Genomic DNA, 18,426 nt, shown 5'->3' on the forward strand with positions numbered 1-18,426 from the left:
CTCCCTCAGTCCCAGGCCGAGGCGACGGCCTCGGCGACGTCGATGACTTTTGCCTGTTGCGATGCCGGGCTGTCGATCTCGTCGGCGACATAGGCCGCGACGAAGCGGCGGATCTCGGCATCGACCCCGGCGACGAGGCGGATGATCTCACCGCGCATCGATTTCGACGTCACGTTGACGGCGATGTCCGAGGACCGTGGCTTGGCGACGTCGATCACCAGCAGCAGCGGTTCGGCCGCCCGCGCGGTGGCGCGCAGCGCGATATCGCCGTCCACGGTGAACCGCTGCTTGTCGACGCGCAGATCGACGATCAGCTCGATCACCAGCGGGATGCGCACGTTGAAGGTGATGGTGTCGCCCACGCTGCGCCGGGCAGTCGGCTGCTGGATCTTCACCTTGGCGGTGACCTTGGCCAGTCCCGCCGGCCCCTGAGCCATCGGGCCCATCTCGAATTCACCGCCGGCGATTTCGGCGAATGCCGCCGCGACACGCTCCTCGGTCACCGCGACCTCGAAGAATCGGCGACCGAATTCTTCATAGGTGACGAAGCTGTGCGTGTGCATAGAGGTCTACGTTCTCACGCCGGGGGTCGACGGCAGGGCGCGGACCGGTAACAAATGGACAATCAGCGTGCGGCGATGGCGTGCCAGACCAGATCGGCGACGGCCTCGCAGTAGCTCTCCTCGATCTGTTCCCTGGTGTAGAGCGCACGCACATTGATCGGCGCCAGCACCAGTTGCATCGCGGCGATCGTGTCGACGCCGGGCCGGATCTCGCCGCGCTCGGCGGCCCGGTCGAACACCGAGCGGATGGCGCTGAACCGCTTGAACCAGAACGTCATGCGGGTGTCGTTGGCGAAGGCTGCGCGGTCGTCCATCACCATCGCCCGTAACAGGCTTCTGCCCATGTCGGTGTTGACCTGGCGGGCCACCATGAGAGCCAGTTCCTGGAGGTCGCAGCGCAGCGAGCCGGTGTCCGGCGGCGTCAGGACATCATCGCTCCAGAACAACAGCGCGTCGAGGGCAAGCTTGCTGCCATCACCCCAATAGCGCCTGACCAATCCCTCGTCGATCTTGTGGCGGGCACACATCGTGGGGATGTCGAACCGCTCAAGGCCCCACCGGGTCAGTTCGTCGTAGGCAGCGGACAACACGGTACGGCGGACATCGTCGGGGACATCCGCGTCCACATACTCCGAATCGGCTCCGATTTCTCCACCCCCAATCCGTGCATCGTCCGCTCGCCAGTCAACCACTCGGATCCGCGCGATATGAAGGGATCGTGCTGCGATCTGGTACGCGCGTGTGCCAGGACTTGCCTGCGGCCGGCGGGACTAAACGTGCATCGGCACGTCGTCCTGCCACGGCTGGCGGACGACGAGATCGGCAATGTCGAACGTGCCGCGCTCGAATTCTCCGGTCGCGGCGTCGACGAGTCGGTACTGCTGACGTTGCCGGTGGATCGGCTGACCGTCGATCATGATGATGCGGAGCTCACCCGGCTCGAAATGGCAGCGCTTGTGAAGCGCCGCGACCAGGCTCTCGTTGTGCAGGTGCCCGTCGCCGAAACTCCAGCCCAACGCGTAGGCGGCGATCATCTCGCCTTCGACGATCGCGTAGTCGCCGTCCCGCCCGGCGGGCAGCACGCGGTTCAGCAAGGTCACCACCGCGCGGCCGTGCGCATACATCGCCCGAAATGCCAGGCCCCGGTACATGGCGATCTCGGCGTTCTCCGGGCCGACCAGCCCCTCCAGCTGCTTGTGTTGTAACGCGCCGAGGCCGATCCGCTGCGCATGGATCTTCGCCGTTGCGGATTCGGTCAGGCACCACGTCGAGATATCCCAGTTGCCCGCGTAGTAGCGCATCCCGGGCAGGAAGGACACTTTCGGCGGGGCGAGGTTGCCCAATGCGATTGCCACCACGATGACCGCCATCAGCGCCGCGATGGCCCACGGATGGGCGACGTCGCCGAGACCGACGCCCGCGTGGGCGACGAACAGCGAGCCGATCCCGAAGATCATGAACACGTTCCACTCCAGCGGCACACCCAACGGGATCGACGTGAGGATCACCAGATGGAAGATCACCATCACGGTCGCCGCGACGGCGGTGACGACGCCACCGCGGGAGAAGAACAGCACCACCGGAATGCCCATCTCGATGACGGTGCCGCCGTGCGCGAGCAACTGCGGAATAAGACTTGGCTGGATATCCTCCGGGAAGCCGCGATACAGCCTCTTACGCAACCCTTTCCAGCGGACGAGCGGGCTGTTGCCCATCATCGTCGCAACCACGTAGGGAAAGTGTTTGTTCAGTTTCGACGTCGCGGCACCGATCCAGATGGCTACCATCACCAGCTTCGCCCCGACGATCATGTCCGGACCGGGAAGCAGGAAGGTCACGGTCAAGGCGCCGTAGACTTCTCCGCGGCAGGCCAGGAAGATCAGCTTGTCCCGCAAGCCCAGCACCGCAAGTAATCCGATGATGAGGGCGATGTTCCACGTCGGCAGTACGCCAACCGAAGTGCCCAGCGCCGCAACGGGTCCGGTGCCGTCGGCGAGCAGCGCGTAAAGCGTCGCCGCCAGCAGTCCGGCGTAGAGCACGACTTCGAGGACCGTCCGGCGATCCCCCGCGGTCAGCGGAATCCGGTTCGGCCACGGCGGCAGGCGGATGGTGCCGGGGCGAAGCCAGTACAGCACCGAGCCCATCGGTGGCTTGATCTTTCCGGTCAGCGGCCCGAATCCGCAGCCCAGGCCCAGCACCTCGAACAGCAGCGACCACAACACGACCTTCTGGAAGACGATCGGCTCGCTCCACCACGACGTGATGCCGGTCCACCCGTCGATTCCCTTGGTGGACAAGGCAAAGCAGATTCCACCGAGGATGAACAGCCCGATCTTCACGATGTACACCAGGTAGAGGACGTCGGGATTTCCCATGCCTCGCTCGGCGATATGACGCACCAGTGGTTGAAGGCGTTCGGATCGGCTGCCCCGCTGCCAGGCCGGGTAGTCGATCTTCGGTGAGTCGGCTTTGAGAAATCCCATCGGGCTCAGAACACCTTGAGGTCCCGGAGCGTGTCGCCGTAGGTGTTGACGTCGGCGGCGAAGAGTTCCGGTTGTTCGAAGGCGGCGAAGTGGCCCCCTCGGTCCTGCACGCTGTGATGCACCAGGTTGTACCGGCGTTCCGCCCACACCCGAGGTGTCTGCAACAGCTCGAACGGATACACGGCGTACCCGGTCGGGACGTCGACGCGGCCGTGCCAGTCGCTGAGCGCCGAATTGCCCGCTCGGCTCGCTTCGCAGTAGAGCCGCGCCGCCGACGTCGCCGTGCCGGTGAGCCAGTACATCATCAGGTTGTCGATCAGCCGATCGGTGCGGATCGGCATGCCGTCGCGGATATCGCACCAGGCGTGAAACTTCTCCAGGATCCAGCCGGCCAGGCCCAGCGGCGAATCGTCCAGCCCGAAGCCCAGGGAGTGCGGCCGGGTCGACTGGATGTCCATGTACGCGGTTCCGTCCACGATCCGCTGGGCTGAGGAAACAACCGCTGCCAGTTCGGTTTCCGTCACGCCGTTCATGGTCTCGGCGGGGTCGCCATCGAACGGGGAGAACAGCATGTTGGTGTGGATGGCCGCCACCCGTGGCGCGTGGTGCTCGCCGAGATGGCGGACGACGAGTGCTCCCCAGTCACCGCCCTGTGCGAGGTAGCGGTCGTACCCGAGGTGAGCCATCACGTCGTCGACGGCTGCGGCGACCGTTGCGACATCGACGCCTCGTCGGGTGGTCGGACCCGAGAAGCCGTACCCGGGCATCGAGGCGACGACCATGTGGAAGCGTTCCCGCAGCAAGGGCAATACGTCGAGGAATTCGACGATGGAGCCCGGCCAGCCGTGCACGAGCACCATTGGGATCGCGTCGGCATTGTCGGACCGGACGTGCAGCAGGTGCACCCGCTGGCCGGCCGCGGTGGTGGTGTGTGAGCCCCACTGGTTGAGCTCGGCTTCGGTTGCCCGCCAGTCGTATCCGTCGCGCCAGCGGTCGATCACAGTCCGCAGGAAGGCCTGCTCGGTGCCGTAATCCCACCCGCTGTCCGGCAATTCGGCCGGGAATCGCGCGGAGTCGAGGCGGCGTTGCAGGTCGTCGAGGTCGGCTTGGGGAACCTCGATCGGAGACGATGTCAGCATGGCGGTCATCCTGCCAGCGCCTGGTTCCGGACCGATGCCAGATGATGCAACAGCGGCTCGTTTCGCCCGAACACGACATGGTCGACACCGGCCTCGAGCCCACGCTGGCATGCCGCCGCCATCGGGAAGTCCTGGCCGTCCAGCACCTGTGCGGCCCCGTCGATTCCCATCTTGTACCAGGCCCGCTCCTCGTCAGTGGTGATCTCCTTGGGCGCCCCGATGGAGAGATAGAGAACGGTCTCGCCAGGATTCTTGCCGGGGTAGGCCCGCAGCATTTGCGAGGTTCCCGGAGCTTCGATCAACACACAGCTCGGGAACAGCCCGTACACGACCGTGCCGAAGAACTGGTCGGGCCAGTCGGCCTCGGGTTGGTCGCGGAACTGCACGATGTCGCGGAATGGGAAGGACCAGCGAATGTGGCGAGCGTAGATGTCGATGACGGAGTTGTTGGACGCCAATGGATCAAGGGTATCGGCGTGGACGTAGGGAAAGTGGTAGCCCTCGAAGTTCACGTCGACGGCGAGTTTCCAATTGCAGGCAAGGTCGAAACGCCGGGTCTCGACATGGTGATTGTGATCAAAGCCGTATTCCGACAACGGCATTGCGATGTCGCCGAGAGCATCGGAGACGTCGACGTCACTGGAGAGCCCCACGACGAGCAGCCCTGCCTGATCGCTGACCGGCAGCGGGATCAGCCCGCGCTGCTCCAGGTCGGCTCCGGCGAACATTTTTCGCGCTGGTGTCCCGACCAGCCGGCCGTCCAGTCCGTAGCTCCACCCGTGATACGGGCAGCTGAACATTCGTGTCTTGCCGCAATCGGCCGCGACCTGCGCCCCGCGGTGGGCGCATCCGTTGACGAATGCGCGCAGCGTGCCGTCCTTGCCGCGGGCGACGAGCACGGGTACGCCCAGCACGTCTTTGGTGGTGTACTGCCCCGGCGCGGCAACCTCACCCGCCCAACCGATCACGTGCGGCACCCGGCGCAACATCTGCACATCGGCAGCGAAGCGGTCCGGGTCGACGTACGCCTCCCGGGGTTCACACCAGACGTCGTCGGCGACGTCCAGGGTGTCGTTCTCGAAGTGTTTGAGTACCCGGCGTGTCAGTTCCAGGGCTTCCTGTCGCGGCATGGGACACCTCACCTCGTCTCGACGAGAGCCGACCGGACGGCACGGCACTGGCTGGCGAAGAACCGTTGAGAGACAGCGGCATTCGATGCGATGAGATCGAACGCATGGAAGGCGCCGTCGGCGATCTGCTCGTGAACCTGAACGCCGGCCTGACGCAACCGGTCTGCGTACGCGCGGCATTCGTCGTAGAAGAGGTCGCGGCTGCCGACGCCGATCCATGCCGGCGCCAGGCCGGAGAGGTCGGCACGGCGTGCCGGTACGGCCTGCTGCGGGTCGGCACCGGCGAGGTACCACTGCCAGGCCAGCCGGTTGTCGCTCGCGGTCCACATCACCCGACGTGTCCGCTCCCCGGGTGTCCGGTCGTCGAGCATCGGATACACCATCATCTGCAAGGCGAGATCGATCTCGCCCCGGTCGTGGGCCAGCTGGGCCACCGCCGCGGTGAATCCCCCACCGGCGCTTGCTCCGCCGACGCCAATGCGTGCCGGGTCCACCCACGGCTGCGCCGCGATCCACTGCAGCGCGGCATAGCAGTCTTCCAGTGGCGTGGGGTACGGATGCTCCGGCGCGAGCCGATGCTCGACCGCCACCACGGCCACGTCGGTGAAGTTGACCAGCTTGCGGCAGAACCGGTCCTCTTGGGCGGCCGATCCCATGATCGTGCCGCCACCGTGGATCCACAACAATGCGGGGCCAGGAGCCGACTGACCGACAGGACGATGAACCCGCACTGTGACAGCCGGTTTCACGACCGCGACGTCGACATCGCGTACCTTCCCGACCCGGGCCGCGAAACCCATCAGGGCGCGGGGCAGCGTCAAACCCCGGTGCAGTGCGTACCCCTTCGGCAGTACGCGCGCGAATGTCCGGAGTTCCGGATCGAACTGGGCGTAGTCGAGATCACCCACCGGTCGTCGCACCCGCCGCAACCCGGGGTGCCGGAACCTTTCGCCCGGCGCGCAGGAAGCTGCCGGTGCGCTCGGTCCCCACCAATTCGGTCGGGACCCCGTTGCGGAAAACCGTTCGGCCGCCGACGAGAACCGCAGCAACGGTGTCGTCATTGCGATTCACCATGCGACTCAGCCCGCCGTACTGTTCGACGGATTCCTCGGCGTAGACACTCAGTGATTCGTCCAGGTGTGCCGGATCGATGACCGCGACGTCCGCACGGTCGCCGACACGCAGATGCCCCGCGTCCAGCGAATACCAGTCGGCCAGTTCGCCCGTCAGCCGGTGCACCGCATGCTCGACGGTCATGAATTCCGCTCCGGCCTGCGCGCTTTGATGAACATGCCGCAGCAGACACAACCCGCTGTTGTAGAACGCCATATTGCGCAGGTGGGCGCCGGCATCGGAGAAGCCGACCTGGACACCCGGATCGACGGCCAGTTTCTTCAGCACCTTGGGCCGATGGTTGGAGATGACCGTGCGCCACCGCAATGCGCGACCGTGCTCCAAGACGAGATCCAGGAACGCGTCGACGGGATGCAGGTCGCGGTCGAGGCCGATCTGGCCGAAGGTCTTACCCACCAGCGACCGGTCCGGGCACGACACGATGTCGGCATCGAAGAAGTCCTTGTGCCAGGCGCCGATCTTGAACTTGTTGTCGTAGTCCTTCCGGAACTGGCGCCGGTAGGCCTCGTCACGCATCAGCTCGTTGCGCTCGACCTCATCGCGCAGATGCAGCGCTGCCGCCCCGGCACCGAGCTCCTCGAAAATCACCAGGTCGATGCCGTCGCCGTAGACCTCGAACGGCACCGGCAGGTGTTGCCATCGGAAGTCACCGTCGAGCGCATTGATGAGGCGCGCCGCGCCGGTGAGGATCCGGTGCCCGATCGGATTCGACTTGGCGTCGGCGGCGGCCAGGAAGCTGATCTTCAACGGCCGGCGCAGCCCGCCGATCGACCGCGCGAGCTGTGCCGCCACCCGGGGCGGGTGCTGGATGTCGGGCCCGCTCTGCAGGACGCGCCCACGCTTGCGCACCAGCCGGGTGAGCCGACGCATCTCCTTGCGCTTGACGTACGTCGAAGGCAACGTGCGGGACCGGCAGACATCGCCATCGAGCCGGTCGAACAGCAGTTGTTGGGATGACAGCCCGATGAAGCCGGCATCGAGTGCCTCGATGAGCCAGTGCTCCATCTTGGTGAGCTCGGTCTTAGTCGGCTGGTCCGCTTTGGTGGTCGCGCGTTCGAGCCCCATCACCGCGGTGCGCATATCGGAATGACCAAGGAAGGCGGTGACATTGGGCCCGAGCGGACGGGACTCGAGGGCGCGAACGTATTCTTCGGCGCTCGACCAGTTCTTGTGTTGGTCGATGGCGGCGATGACGTAGTCACGCGGAATCGCCTCGACCCGGCCGAACAGGTCGCCGGCGTCGACGCCACCGACGTGAACCGTGGAGATCGAGCAGGATCCCACCACGACCGTGGTGACGCCGTGCCGCAGGGATTCCGGCAGAGCCGGCCCGTTGAGCAGTTCGACGTCGTAATGCGTGTGGATGTCGATCAGCCCGGGCATCACCCACTGGCCGGACGCGTCGATCTCCTCGGCACCCTCGATCGGCTCGTCGGTGACCGCGGCGATGTGCCCGTCGCGGATACCGATATTGCGGATCGCCGACGGGCCACCCGTTCCATCGAAGTAGCGGCCGTTCGTGATCACCACATCGAAGCCCATCGCGCTAACAATACACTTATTCATTATTGTATGGTCAAGAGATGGCCGAGCCTGAGTTGATCGAATTCGACCTCCCCCACTTGCGAATGAGCGCGCTGTCGTGGGGCCCGGCGGACGGCCGACTGGCGTTGTGCGTGCACGGATTTCCCGATAGCGCGTACGGCTGGCACGCCATCGCTCCCCTGCTGGCTGCCAACGGGTTTCGCGTCGTCGCGCCGTTCACCCGCGGGTACGCGCCGACCGGACCGGCACCGGACGGTGACTATCACCTCGGGGCGCTGATGAGCGATCTCGTTGACCTGCATGCCCACCTCGGAAGCCCCGGCGATGCCGTTCTGATCGGCCACGATTGGGGTGCCTTCACCGTCAACGGTCTCGCGGCCTATCCCGGCTCACCGTTCCGCGCACACATCGCGATGGCGATCCCGCCGATCCGGGCCTTCGACAACGTCAGTCGGGGGCTCGCGCAGAACCTGCGGATGACGGCGATCCAGCTGCGCCGGAGCTGGTATGTGCTGTTCTTCCAGCTGCCGTTCCTGCCGGAACGGGTGGTGCACCGGGTGATTCCGAGGCTGTGGAAGGACTGGTCACCGCCGGGAACCGACGTCGCAGACGGGGTCGGCTCGGCGCTCGCGGCGCTACCGTCGACCACACACCGGCGGGCGGCGGTGTCTTACTACCGCTCGATGGTCCGATTCACCCGCGCCGCAGCACAATACGCCGGGCTGCACCGGTTCCGGTTCAAGCTCCCCCACGTCCCGATCCTGGTGCTCCACGGCGAGCAGGACGGCGCCATCCAGCTGGGGTATCTCGACGGGGTGATCGACTCATTGCCGCCGGGCAGCCGAGTCCGCACCATTGCGGGGGCCGGCCATTTCCTTCAGCTCGATCAGCCTGCCGCGGTCGGTGCCGCCATTCTGGACTACCTGAACGTCAGCTGACCTCAGCGCAGGTCGTATTCGTCGGGATCCACACGATTGGTCCATCGCCAATAGTCGAAGATGCGGAAGCCATACAGCGTGGGCAGACCACCGGCAGCGTTCTTGTAGTAGCTGCTGGTGACCGCGGGGTGGCTGTAGACCATCTGGCTCAGCCGCTCCTGGGCACGTCGGTTGTAGTCGTCGCACACGCCCCTTCGCGGGGTCGCCGAGGCAAAGCCGCCGGCCATCACCATGTCGAGACAGCTCATGATGTAGCGCATTTGGCACTCCGAGTTGTAGATGATGCTCGCGCCGTTCACGGCGTTGGTGCCAGGGCCGTACATGCAGAAGAAGTTCGGGAATTCCGGCACCGTGATGCCGAGGTAGGCATACGCGGAATCGCCCCAGACCTCGTTGAGTTCCACGCCGTCGAGGCCACGCACATTGATCGGGCCGAGTTGATGATTCACGTCGAAGCCGGTGGCCCACACCAGGACATCAGCGGGGCGAAATACCCCATCGCCTGTCGTGACACCGTTCGGCATGATCTCCGTGATGCCATCGGTGATCAGCTCGACGTCATCGCGCTGCAACGTCGTGAGCCAGGTTCCGTTGTCCTGCAACGTGCGTTTGCCCATCGGCGGGTAGTTCGGCGTGACCTTGGCCAACAGCGTTTCATCCGAGCAGAACACCCGCATCCAGGCGATGAACATCTCGCGGATGGCGTGGTTGGACTCGTTGCACGACAGACCGCCGTTGTCCCACTCCGGGTCGATCTGCACCTGCTCGTCGAGCGCGTCGGCGATCGGCCACCACGACACGAATCGCAGCCACCGCCCGTAGTACGGAAGATGGCGGATGGCCCACCGGGCGCCATCCGGGATCGCATCGTGATAGATCGGGTTGGGCGCCATCCACTGTGGGGTGCGCTGGTAGACGTCGACGTGCTGGGTCGTGTCCGCGATCGCCGGCACCAATTGGAATCCGCTGGCGCCCGCGCCGATGACCGCCACCCGCTTACCCGCCAGCTCGACATCGTCGCGCCAGTCCGCGGTGTGGAACGACGGTCCACGAAAGGTACTGCCGCCCTTGATCTCCGGGATCACTGAGTTGCTGAATTGGCCAACGGCACAGATCAAGGCCCGCGCGGTGAGGACCTCGACCGCGTTGTCCGAGCCGCGGATGGTCACTCGCCAGGTCGCCGACTCGTCATCCCACACCGCGCCGGTGACAGCAGTGTTGAAGCGCACGTGCGGATCGATATCGTGCCGGGCGGCGACGTCCTGCAGGTAGCGCAGAATCTCCGGCTGCTCGGAGTAGTAGTGCGTCCAGTGGTCGGTCGGCTCGAACGAGTAGGCGTAGTACTGATTGGCGATGTCGACGCGGCACCCCGGATAGCGGTTGGCCAGCCAGGTTCCGCCGACCGCAGACCTCTTCTCGACGATCGTGAACGGCACCCCGGCGGCCTTGAGCTTGATCCCCGCCAGCAGTCCGGCCTCGCCGCATCCGATCACGACGACCGGGAAGTCGGCCCGTTCCTCGGCTGTCGAGGCCAGCGCCGGACCGCACCGATCGGCGTCGCTGAACCGCAGATCCGCCGCGACGTAGTCGACGAACTCCTCGCCCACCGCCCCCGCCGACATCACGTCGAGCATCACCCGCATCTGGTCGGCGTTCGGGACGAATGGGGACGGGCAGCCGCGATCCCGATAGTCGCGGATCACCTCGATCGCGCGATCGCGGACCTTCTGCTTGTCGGGCTCGCTCATCGCCCCTTGCAGGTCCATCGCGATGAGCATGAAGGGTTTCGGCAGTTCCTCGAGCAGCGACAAGTCGCCGGTCATGTGGACCATCGACATCAGCAGAGCCGGGACGCTCGCCTCGGCGACGGCGTCGCGGATCACGTCATCGGAATCGTCGAACGGCAGACCGAGGAGCGCGCTGCTGTCGGTGTGACCAACCATTCGTTAACCATACATAATCAACAAGGCGTATGGTCTAAGAATTCGACCCTCGACCCAAGGAGCTCGACGATGTCGAACCTGCAAGTACGACGTGTCCGATTCGATCTGGGCGGTGACGACGTGCCTTTCAACTGGAATCCGGAACGGCCGGCGTTCTCGATGCAGTGCAACCTGATCACCTTCTTCGCACCAGGCTTCGAGAAACTCATCGTCGATGCCACCCGCGAGGCGATCCCGCTGATCCGCGATCAACGGCAAGCCGACGAGGCGAACGACTACCTGCGCCAGGAGGCGCAGCACTCGGCCGCGCACATGAGTCACTTCCGCGCACTCATCCGGCGCTGGCCGGGCCTGCAGGAGACGATGGACGAGGTCATCGCGTCGTACGACCGGCTAACGGCCACAAAGCCTTTGGCGTGGCGGCTGGCCTATACCGCAGTCATCGAGAACACCTTCACGCCGTACTTCAAGGTGTTCCTCGACCACGAGGACAAGCTGTTCGCGCCGGGCGACGAGCGGGTCGCGTCACTGTTTCTCTGGCACTTCGTGGAGGAGATCGAGCATCGCAGCTCCGCGCTCATGGTCTACGACGCCGTGCACGGCGACTTCTGGTACCGGGTGAAGACGATCGGCGCCGTGGTCAAACACCTCAGTGAAGTCCTCTCGATCGTGTCCCGCGGATTCCAGAAGCATGTGCCGGAGGCCGACGGCGGCCACTACGGCCAGCTCCTGCCCGACACGATGAAACCTCGGGCCATGCGGGCGGCCGCACAGGCCGCTCGGCGGCTCACCGGCCCGGGACAGGCCACGTACGCGGGGGTGCCGAAGCGGGAGATGCTCGCGATGCTGACCGGTCTGGTCCGGTCGCAGGGGCCCAGCCATGACCCCGCCTTCGAAGACCTTCCGCCCTTTGCCGCGCGCTGGTTCGACAGATACGAACACGAGCCCAAGAGCGCGGCCCGCTGGTATTCGGTCGGTGCGCCGATATGATCACGCCATGTCTGAGGTAGGCGCATAGTGGCACGTCGCCATGGGTGGTCGGGCAACACACCGACCTCCGACGAGGAGGCGATCAGCCGAATTCTCGATGCGGCCGACGAGATCGTCGCCGAGCGCGGATCCGCGATGCGCATCGCCGATGTCGCCCGCACGCTGGGCGTGACGCGGCAGACGGTTTACCGCTACTTCCCCGGAACCGAAGCGCTCCTGCTCGCGACGGCCATGCGCTCCGGCAACGGCTTCCTCGAACAGTTGGCCAACCATGTGGGCGGTGAAACCGACGCCGTTACCGCGGTCGTCGAGGGGCTCGCGTTCGCGATCGAGAACCTGTCGAAGGATGACCGCATCGGTTTCATGCTGAGCCAGGGATCGCGCGGCGAGATGGCCCCGTCCTTGACCGCCGACACCGCGCTGGCCTTCAGTCGCTCGATGCTTCACCGGTACGACGTCGACTGGGACGCCAACGGTTTCGACGAGGAGTCGCTCAGCGAGCTCGCCGAGTTCCTGCTGAGGATCCTCTACTCGTTCCTCGTCGACAGCAACCAGGCCCCGCGCGCCGGGGCGAATCTGCGCGTGTTCCTGGCCCGTTGGGTCGGCCCGGCGGTCGTCTACCCGCGAATGACCGGGGCGATGGAATCGGTCGGCAACGCCGCGGCACCCCGACGTTCGGCACGCCGTTCCGCGTCGTAGGCGAACAGAGAGGAGCCGGCGATGAACCGTCTCAGCGGGAAAGTCGTGGCGATCACCGGTGCCGCGCGGGGCCAAGGACGCAGCCACGCGGTGCACGCGGCCGACGAGGGTGCCGACGTCATCGCCCTGGACATCTGCGCCGACATCGCCACGGCCGAATATCCCATGGCAACACCGGCCGATCTGGAAGAGACAAAAGATCTGGTGGAGAAATCCGGCCGACGGGTCGTGACCGCCCAGGTCGACGTGCGCGATCGCGTCGCGCTCAAGAAAGCCTTCGATGACGCGGTGTCCGAGCTCGGCGGCCTTGACGTCATCGTCGCCAATGCCGCGATCATGCCGCTGGGAGAACACATCTCGGCACAGGGATTCATCGACGCGTTCGACGTCGACTTCATCGGCGTGGTCAACACCGTTCACGTCGGATTGCCCCATCTCCACGCCGGCGGCTCCGTGATCGTCACCGGATCGGTCGCCGGGTTGATACCGCCGACCGGGATCGGCGGTGCCACGCTGAAGGGCCCCGGCGGGGCCGCGTACACCCTGTCCAAAACAATGATCAGGGACTACACCAAGGCGCTCGCCCTCACGCTCGGACCACAGCGCATCCGCGTCAACGCCGTGCATCCGACGAACGTCGACACCGACATGCTGCACAACGAGAACACCTACAAGACGTTTCGCCCCGACTTGCCGAATCCGACACGTTCCGACGCCGAGGTGACGTTCCCCTTCATGCAGGCGATCCCCGTTCCCTACGTGGATCCCGCCGACGTCTCGCATGCCGTGGTGTACCTGGCGTCGGACGAATCTCGCTATGTAACCGGCCAACAACTGTTCGTCGATGCGGGCGCGGGCCTGAAGATGGGGTTGTAGACGCCTCAGCCGGTTATGGTGCTGGTGACTTCGATTGCAGGAGAAGACACTTTGCCGACCGGTGATCACATAGCGAACACATCTCCCCTCCGTCGGGTGATCACGGGCGCGTCGATCGGCAACGCGGTCGAGTGGTACGACTTCGCCATCTACGGGTTTCTCGCCACGATCATCTCGGTGAAGTTCTTCCCGCCGGGCAACGAGACCGCCGCCCTGTTGAACACATTCGCGATCTTCGCCGCGGCGTTCTTCATGCGTCCGCTCGGCGGGTTCTTCTTCGGACCGCTGGGCGACCGCATCGGCAGGCAGCGAGTGCTGGCCATCGTGATCCTGTTGATGTCGGGCTCGACGCTGGCGATCGGCCTGCTGCCCACCTACGCTTCCGTCGGCGTGTTCTCCCCGCTGTTACTGCTGCTGTTGCGCTGCCTGCAGGGGTTCTCCGCCGGCGGCGAATATGGCGGCGGCGCATGCTATCTCGCCGAGTTCTCCTCCGATCGGCGGCGCGGCCTCGTGGTGGCGTTCCTGGTGTGGTCGGCGGTCCTGGGGTTCCTGCTCGGTTCGGTCACGGTGACGCTGCTGACCACCGTCCTCCCCGATGGCGCCATGGAGACCTACGGCTGGCGGATCCCGTTCCTGATCGCGGGCCCGCTCGGCCTCGTCGGCCTCTACATCCGGCTGCGACTCGACGACACCCCGGCCTTCGCCGAGCTGTCGGAGGCCGACGAGGTGGCCGCCTCGCCACTTCGGGAGGCCGTCACCAAGGCGTGGGTACCGATCCTTCAGGTGATCGGCCTGATGATCATCCACAATGTCGGCTTCTACGTGGTGTTCACCTATCTGCCAACGTATTTCATCAAGACGCTGCACTTCTCGAAGACGGCCTCGTTCGTCTCGATCACCACCGCGAGCGTGGTCGCGTTGCTTCTCATCCTGCCGCTGGGGGCGCTTTCGGACCGGATCGGGCGGCGACCGCTGCTGATCGGCGGCGCCGTCGGCTTCGCGGTGCTGTCGTACCCGGCATTCCTACTGCTGAACTCCGGATCGTTGGCCACCGCGATCCTGGCGCACTGCCTACTCGCGGCCATCGAGGCGGTGTTCGTCTCGGTGTCGCTGGTGGCCGCGGCCGAGCTGTTCGCCACCCGGGTGCGCTACAGCGGCCTGTCGATCGGCTACAACGTGTCGGTCGCCGTGTTCGGCGGTACGACGCCGTACGTGGTCACCCTGCTGGCCGCCCGCACCGGCAACGACTATGCCGCAGGCATTTACGTCGTCATCGCCGCGGTGGTGTCGCTGCTCGCGGTCCTCACCGTTCGCGAGACCGCCGCCAAACCGCTACAGACGCTGGGGGTTACAGCTCCAGCAGCACGGTGACCGGCCCGTCGTTGACGAGCTCGACCTGCATATCGGCCCCGAACACCCCGGTTTCGACGTGGGCGCCCAGCCCGCGCAGGGCATCGGCGAACACCCCGACCAGCGGTTCGGCGACGGCACCCGGTGCGGCCGCATTCCACGTCGGCCTGCGGCCCTTCATCGTGTTGGCGTACAGCGTGAACTGACTGACCACCAGGATCGGTGCGTTGACGTCGGCCGCCGACCGTTCGTCGTCGAGAATTCTTAACTGCCAGAGCTTTTCAGCCAACCGACGGGCGATGTCGCCGGTGTCGGAATGGGTGACACCGACCAGGGCCAGCAAGCCCTGGCTCGGCGGCCGGATTGCCCCGACCACCTCGCCACCCACCGACACCGACGCCGATGTGACCCGCTGCACCAGCACTCGCATGAGTGCCGATGGTAACGACTACTCCGCCGGTGCGAAGCCCAGGACGGACTTGGACTCGAGGAACTCGTCGAGCCCCTCCTCGCCCCACTCCCGGCCGTTACCGCTCTGCTTGTAGCCACCGAACGGCGCGCTGATGTCGAACGCGTGGTTGATGGTCACCGCACCGGCCCGGATCCGCCGCGCCAGCGCGCGAGCCTGGTCCAGGTCGGCGCCCGAGACATACCCGTACAGGCCGTAGTCGGTGTCGTTGCCGATTTCGATGGCCTGATCAAGGTCGTCGTAACCGAGGATGCACACCACCGGCCCGAAGATCTCCTCGCGGGCGATCGTCATGTCGTTGTTGACGTCGGCGAACACCGTCGGCTTGACGTAATAGCCGGTGGATAGGCCGTCGGGGCGGCCGGTGCCGCCCGCGACCACCGTCGCGCCCTCGTCGATGCCCTTCTGGATCAGCCCCTGGACCTTCTCGAACTGCGCCTTCGAGGCCACCGGCCCGATCGCCGACGTATCCGAGGCGTCCCCGACCTTGACACCCTCGGCGGTCGCGCGGGCCACCGTCACGGCCTCCTCGAGCCGGGTCTTGGGCACCAGCATCCGGGACGGGGCGTTACAGCTCTGGCCCGAGTTCACCATCATCACCGAGATACCGGCCGCAACGCTTTGGGCGAAGGCCTCGTCGTCCAGCACGATGTTCGGGCTCTTGCCGCCGAGCTCCTGGGCCACCCGCTTGACCGTCGGAGCGGCGTTACGGGCGACCTCGATACCGGCGCGCGTCGATCCGGTGAACGACACCATGTCGATGCCGGGATGGCTGGACAGTGCGGCACCCACTCCGGGCCCGTCGCCGAAGACCATGTTGTACACGCCCGCCGGCAGCCCCGCCGCGTCCACGACCTCGGTGAAGATCTGCCCCGAGAACGGTGCGACCTCCGACGGCTTGAGCACCATCGTGCAGCCCGCCGCCAGCGCCGGGAACACCTTGCAGGCGATCTGGTTGATCGGCCAGTTCCACGGCGTGATCAGCCCGCACACCCCGATCGGTTCCTTGACGACCATCGTGGCGCCGTGCGGCTCCTCGAAGGAGTAGTTCTTGAGCACGTCGATCGCGGTGGCCAGGTGAGCCAGGCCCATCATGACCTGCGGCCCCGCGGCCAGCCCCTCCGGCGCACCCATCTCCTCGTGCACCGCGGCCGCGAGATCGCCGGAGCGCTTCTGGTATTCGGCGAGCAGCGCCTGCAGCACGTCGAGGCGCTCTTCCCGCGTCGACTGCGACCAGGTGTTGAAGGCCTTGCGGGCGGCCTTGACGGCCTTGTCCACGTCGGCGTCGGAGCCCAGGGCGATCGTGCCGCCGACCTGTTCGAGGGTGGGGTTGTCGACGTCAAGGGTCTTCAGCTCGACCGGGTCAACCCACTGGCCATCGATATAGAACTTCAGATATTCACGCATGGAAGCATCCTGTCACTGGTCGGGTTTTCACTGAGTGCCTTCGGCGTACCAGGTCCTGAATCGGTCGTATTTCGGCATCTCCTCGGAGTTGGCCTTCGGGTCGATGCACACGTGCACCACACCGACTTTGCCACTGGCGTAGGCGCGCTTGATCGCCGGGCCGATCTCGTCTTCTTTCTCGACGTACTCGCCGTGGCATCCGAAGCCCTCGGCGATCTTGTCCATCCGGACGTCCTTGCTCCAGTGCACGCCGGGCTGCGGCGACGGCTGCTCGAAAGTGCGCTTGTAGACCCCGACTTCGAGGCCCCACTGGTGGTCCACGCCGACCACGCACACCAGCGGCAGGTTCTGGCGGGCCGCGGTCTCCAATTCGGCGATATGGAACAGGAAGGCCGAGTCACTGGTCAGCAACATGACCGGACGCGTGCCGCCCTCGGCCACCGAGGCGCCCACCGCGTACGGCAGCCCGGTGCCGAGGTGGCCGAAGTTCTGGTTCCAGATCACGTCTCGCGGCTTGGTCTGCGAATAGGTCCACTGGAAGATCACGGTCGCACCGCCGTCGCGGACCATGATCCCGTCCTCCGTGTACTCGTCGAACGCCTTGGTGGCTTCGACCACGTAGCGGGCCGGGTGCACCGGGGTACGGCCGCGCGGTGCCTCCTCGGCGACGCGGACCAGCTCGGCGGCGTCGGCCTTGATCAGGTTCTCCAGGTTGGCAGACGGGGCACGCGGGGTGTCGCGAAGTGCCTCGACCAGCTGCGGCACCACACCGCGCAGATCGCCCACCAGCGCGACGTCGACGGGCCGGTTGACACCGATCGCTGTCGGATCCTGTTCGACGTAGACCCACTTGCGGCTCGCGTTGTTGGCCGCCCAGTGCTGAGTCTTGCCGTAGTGCATGGGTTCCCCGAGTTCGGTACCCAGGGCGACGCACAAGTCCGATTCTTCGACGGCCTCGTTGGCCGCCGGTGAGAACAGGTATGGGAACGTTCGGTCCTGCAGGCCGGGGATGAACGACGTGCCGCCCGAGGTCTGGATCACCGGGCAGGCCATCAGTTCGGCCAGCTCCCTGACCTCCTGCTGGGTGCGGGAGGTGTGCACCCCGTGGCCGACGAGCAGCACCGGGCTCTTGGCCTCGCGGATCAGTGCCGCGGCCTCGGCCACCTCACGGCTGCCTGCTCCCTGATTGACCAGCCGGTAGGCGCTGGGCGGCGGTGCGTCGGCGACATCGAGCTCGGAGAGGATCACGTGCGACGGGAACTCGACGTAGGTCGGGCCCGGGGTGCCCGACATCGCCTTGCGGATGGCCTCGTGGATGATCTCGTCGGTCTGATCGGCGTACTCGATGGAGCTGCTGTACTTGACCGACGCCGCGAAAAGTGGTTCCTGCTGGACGAATTGGATGCGGCCACGGCGCACCCGGCGTTCGGTGACGCGGGCCCGCTGTCCGCCGAGGAAGATCACCGGCGAGTTCTCGACGAGTGCGCACTGGATCGCACCGGCGATATTGGCCATGCCCGGACCCAGCGTGCCGATGCACAGGCCGGGCTTGCCGGTCATCCGGGACGCCGCTTCGGCCATGAAACCCGCGCTCAGTTCGTGGTGCGGCGCCACCACCGACCAGCCACGGGCCTCGGCCTCGGTGAACATGTGCACGAAGTTCGGGTCCGGTATGCCGAACAAAGTATTGACACCCTCGGCCTCGAACAGGTCGAGAATGCGCTTGTAAACCGGTACACCCATGCGAAACTCCTTGATTC

Annotated in this window: 16 protein-coding genes; 5 read left to right on the forward strand and 11 right to left on the reverse strand. The window is 65.8% G+C overall.

Going from position 1 to position 18,426, the window contains the following annotated elements; genetic code table 11:
• Positions 1–5: 5 nt before the first annotated feature.
• The 7 genes from EV580_RS20400 to EV580_RS20430 form a co-directional block, all read right to left on the reverse strand.
• Positions 6–563, reverse strand: coding sequence for a hypothetical protein (locus tag EV580_RS20400; RefSeq protein WP_133693000.1), 558 nt, complete (start codon positions 561–563; stop codon positions 6–8).
• Between the two features lie 62 nt (positions 564–625).
• Positions 626–1,189, reverse strand: a complete 564-nt coding sequence (locus EV580_RS20405) for a TetR-like C-terminal domain-containing protein (protein ID WP_286171699.1) — start codon at positions 1,187–1,189, stop codon at positions 626–628.
• A 144-nt stretch (positions 1,190–1,333) separates the two neighbouring features.
• The gene (locus EV580_RS20410; RefSeq protein WP_133693001.1) at positions 1,334–3,046 is read right to left on the reverse strand and encodes a DUF3556 domain-containing protein; all 1,713 of its coding nucleotides are present in this window, start codon (positions 3,044–3,046) and stop codon (positions 1,334–1,336) included.
• 5 nt (positions 3,047–3,051) lie between these two features.
• Entirely contained in the window at positions 3,052–4,185 is a 1,134-nt protein-coding gene (locus tag EV580_RS20415; RefSeq protein ID WP_133693002.1) for an epoxide hydrolase family protein, read from the reverse strand.
• Between the two features lie 5 nt (positions 4,186–4,190).
• Positions 4,191–5,315, reverse strand: a complete 1,125-nt coding sequence (locus tag EV580_RS20420) for an aromatic ring-hydroxylating oxygenase subunit alpha (protein WP_133693003.1) — start codon at positions 5,313–5,315, stop codon at positions 4,191–4,193.
• 8 nt (positions 5,316–5,323) lie between these two features.
• Entirely contained in the window at positions 5,324–6,223 is a 900-nt protein-coding gene (locus tag EV580_RS20425; protein ID WP_133693004.1) for an alpha/beta hydrolase, read from the reverse strand.
• Positions 6,216–7,991 carry an N-acyl-D-amino-acid deacylase family protein gene (locus EV580_RS20430; protein WP_133693005.1) on the reverse strand — a complete coding sequence of 592 codons (1,776 nt, stop codon included), beginning with the start codon at positions 7,989–7,991 and terminating at the stop codon, positions 6,216–6,218. Before EV580_RS20430 ends, EV580_RS20425 begins: the two co-directional genes overlap by 8 nt.
• 41 nt (positions 7,992–8,032) lie before the next feature.
• Here EV580_RS20430 and EV580_RS20435 point away from each other — a divergent pair, with 41 nt between their 5' ends.
• On the forward strand, positions 8,033–8,932 hold the full coding sequence (locus EV580_RS20435; protein WP_133693006.1) for an alpha/beta fold hydrolase: 900 nt from the start codon (positions 8,033–8,035) through the stop codon (positions 8,930–8,932).
• A 2-nt stretch (positions 8,933–8,934) separates the two neighbouring features.
• Here EV580_RS20435 and EV580_RS20440 read toward each other — a convergent pair whose 3' ends face one another.
• Complete coding sequence (locus EV580_RS20440; protein ID WP_133693007.1) at positions 8,935–10,875, reverse strand: flavin-containing monooxygenase; 1,941 nt, start codon at positions 10,873–10,875, stop codon at positions 8,935–8,937.
• Between the two features lie 69 nt (positions 10,876–10,944).
• Here EV580_RS20440 and EV580_RS20445 point away from each other — a divergent pair, with 69 nt between their 5' ends.
• The 4 genes from EV580_RS20445 to EV580_RS20460 all read left to right on the forward strand — a co-directional run bounded on the left by EV580_RS20445 (position 10,945) and on the right by EV580_RS20460 (position 14,811).
• A complete protein-coding gene (locus EV580_RS20445) occupies positions 10,945–11,865 on the forward strand; it encodes a metal-dependent hydrolase (RefSeq protein WP_133693008.1) in 921 nt (306 codons plus the stop codon).
• Between the two features lie 27 nt (positions 11,866–11,892).
• The gene (locus tag EV580_RS20450; RefSeq protein ID WP_133693009.1) at positions 11,893–12,564 is read left to right on the forward strand and encodes a TetR/AcrR family transcriptional regulator; all 672 of its coding nucleotides are present in this window, start codon (positions 11,893–11,895) and stop codon (positions 12,562–12,564) included.
• Positions 12,565–12,585: 21 nt separating this feature from the next.
• Positions 12,586–13,440, forward strand: a complete 855-nt coding sequence (locus EV580_RS20455; protein ID WP_133693010.1) for a mycofactocin-coupled SDR family oxidoreductase — start codon at positions 12,586–12,588, stop codon at positions 13,438–13,440.
• Positions 13,441–13,536: 96 nt separating this feature from the next.
• Positions 13,537–14,811, forward strand: a complete 1,275-nt coding sequence (locus tag EV580_RS20460) for an MFS transporter (protein ID WP_370629549.1) — start codon at positions 13,537–13,539, stop codon at positions 14,809–14,811.
• Here the strand turns inward: EV580_RS20460 and dtd are convergent.
• The 3 genes from dtd to EV580_RS20475 are packed head-to-tail and all read right to left on the reverse strand — an operon-like array spanning position 14,789 to position 18,409.
• Complete coding sequence (gene dtd / locus EV580_RS20465; protein ID WP_133693012.1) at positions 14,789–15,220, reverse strand: D-aminoacyl-tRNA deacylase; 432 nt, start codon at positions 15,218–15,220, stop codon at positions 14,789–14,791. The genes EV580_RS20460 and dtd overlap by 23 nt on opposite strands.
• Positions 15,221–15,238: 18 nt before the next feature.
• Entirely contained in the window at positions 15,239–16,666 is a 1,428-nt protein-coding gene (locus EV580_RS20470) for an aldehyde dehydrogenase family protein (protein ID WP_133693013.1), read from the reverse strand.
• Positions 16,667–16,693: 27 nt separating this feature from the next.
• Positions 16,694–18,409 (reverse strand): thiamine pyrophosphate-binding protein, encoded by a 1,716-nt coding sequence (locus tag EV580_RS20475; protein WP_133693014.1) that lies wholly within the window; start codon positions 18,407–18,409, stop codon positions 16,694–16,696.
• Between the last annotated feature and the right edge of the window lie 17 nt (positions 18,410–18,426).

Origin of the sequence: Mycobacterium sp. BK086, assembly GCA_004362315.1 — a bacterium.
In the GTDB taxonomy this organism is placed as follows: Bacteria; Actinomycetota; Actinomycetes; order Mycobacteriales; family Mycobacteriaceae; genus Mycobacterium.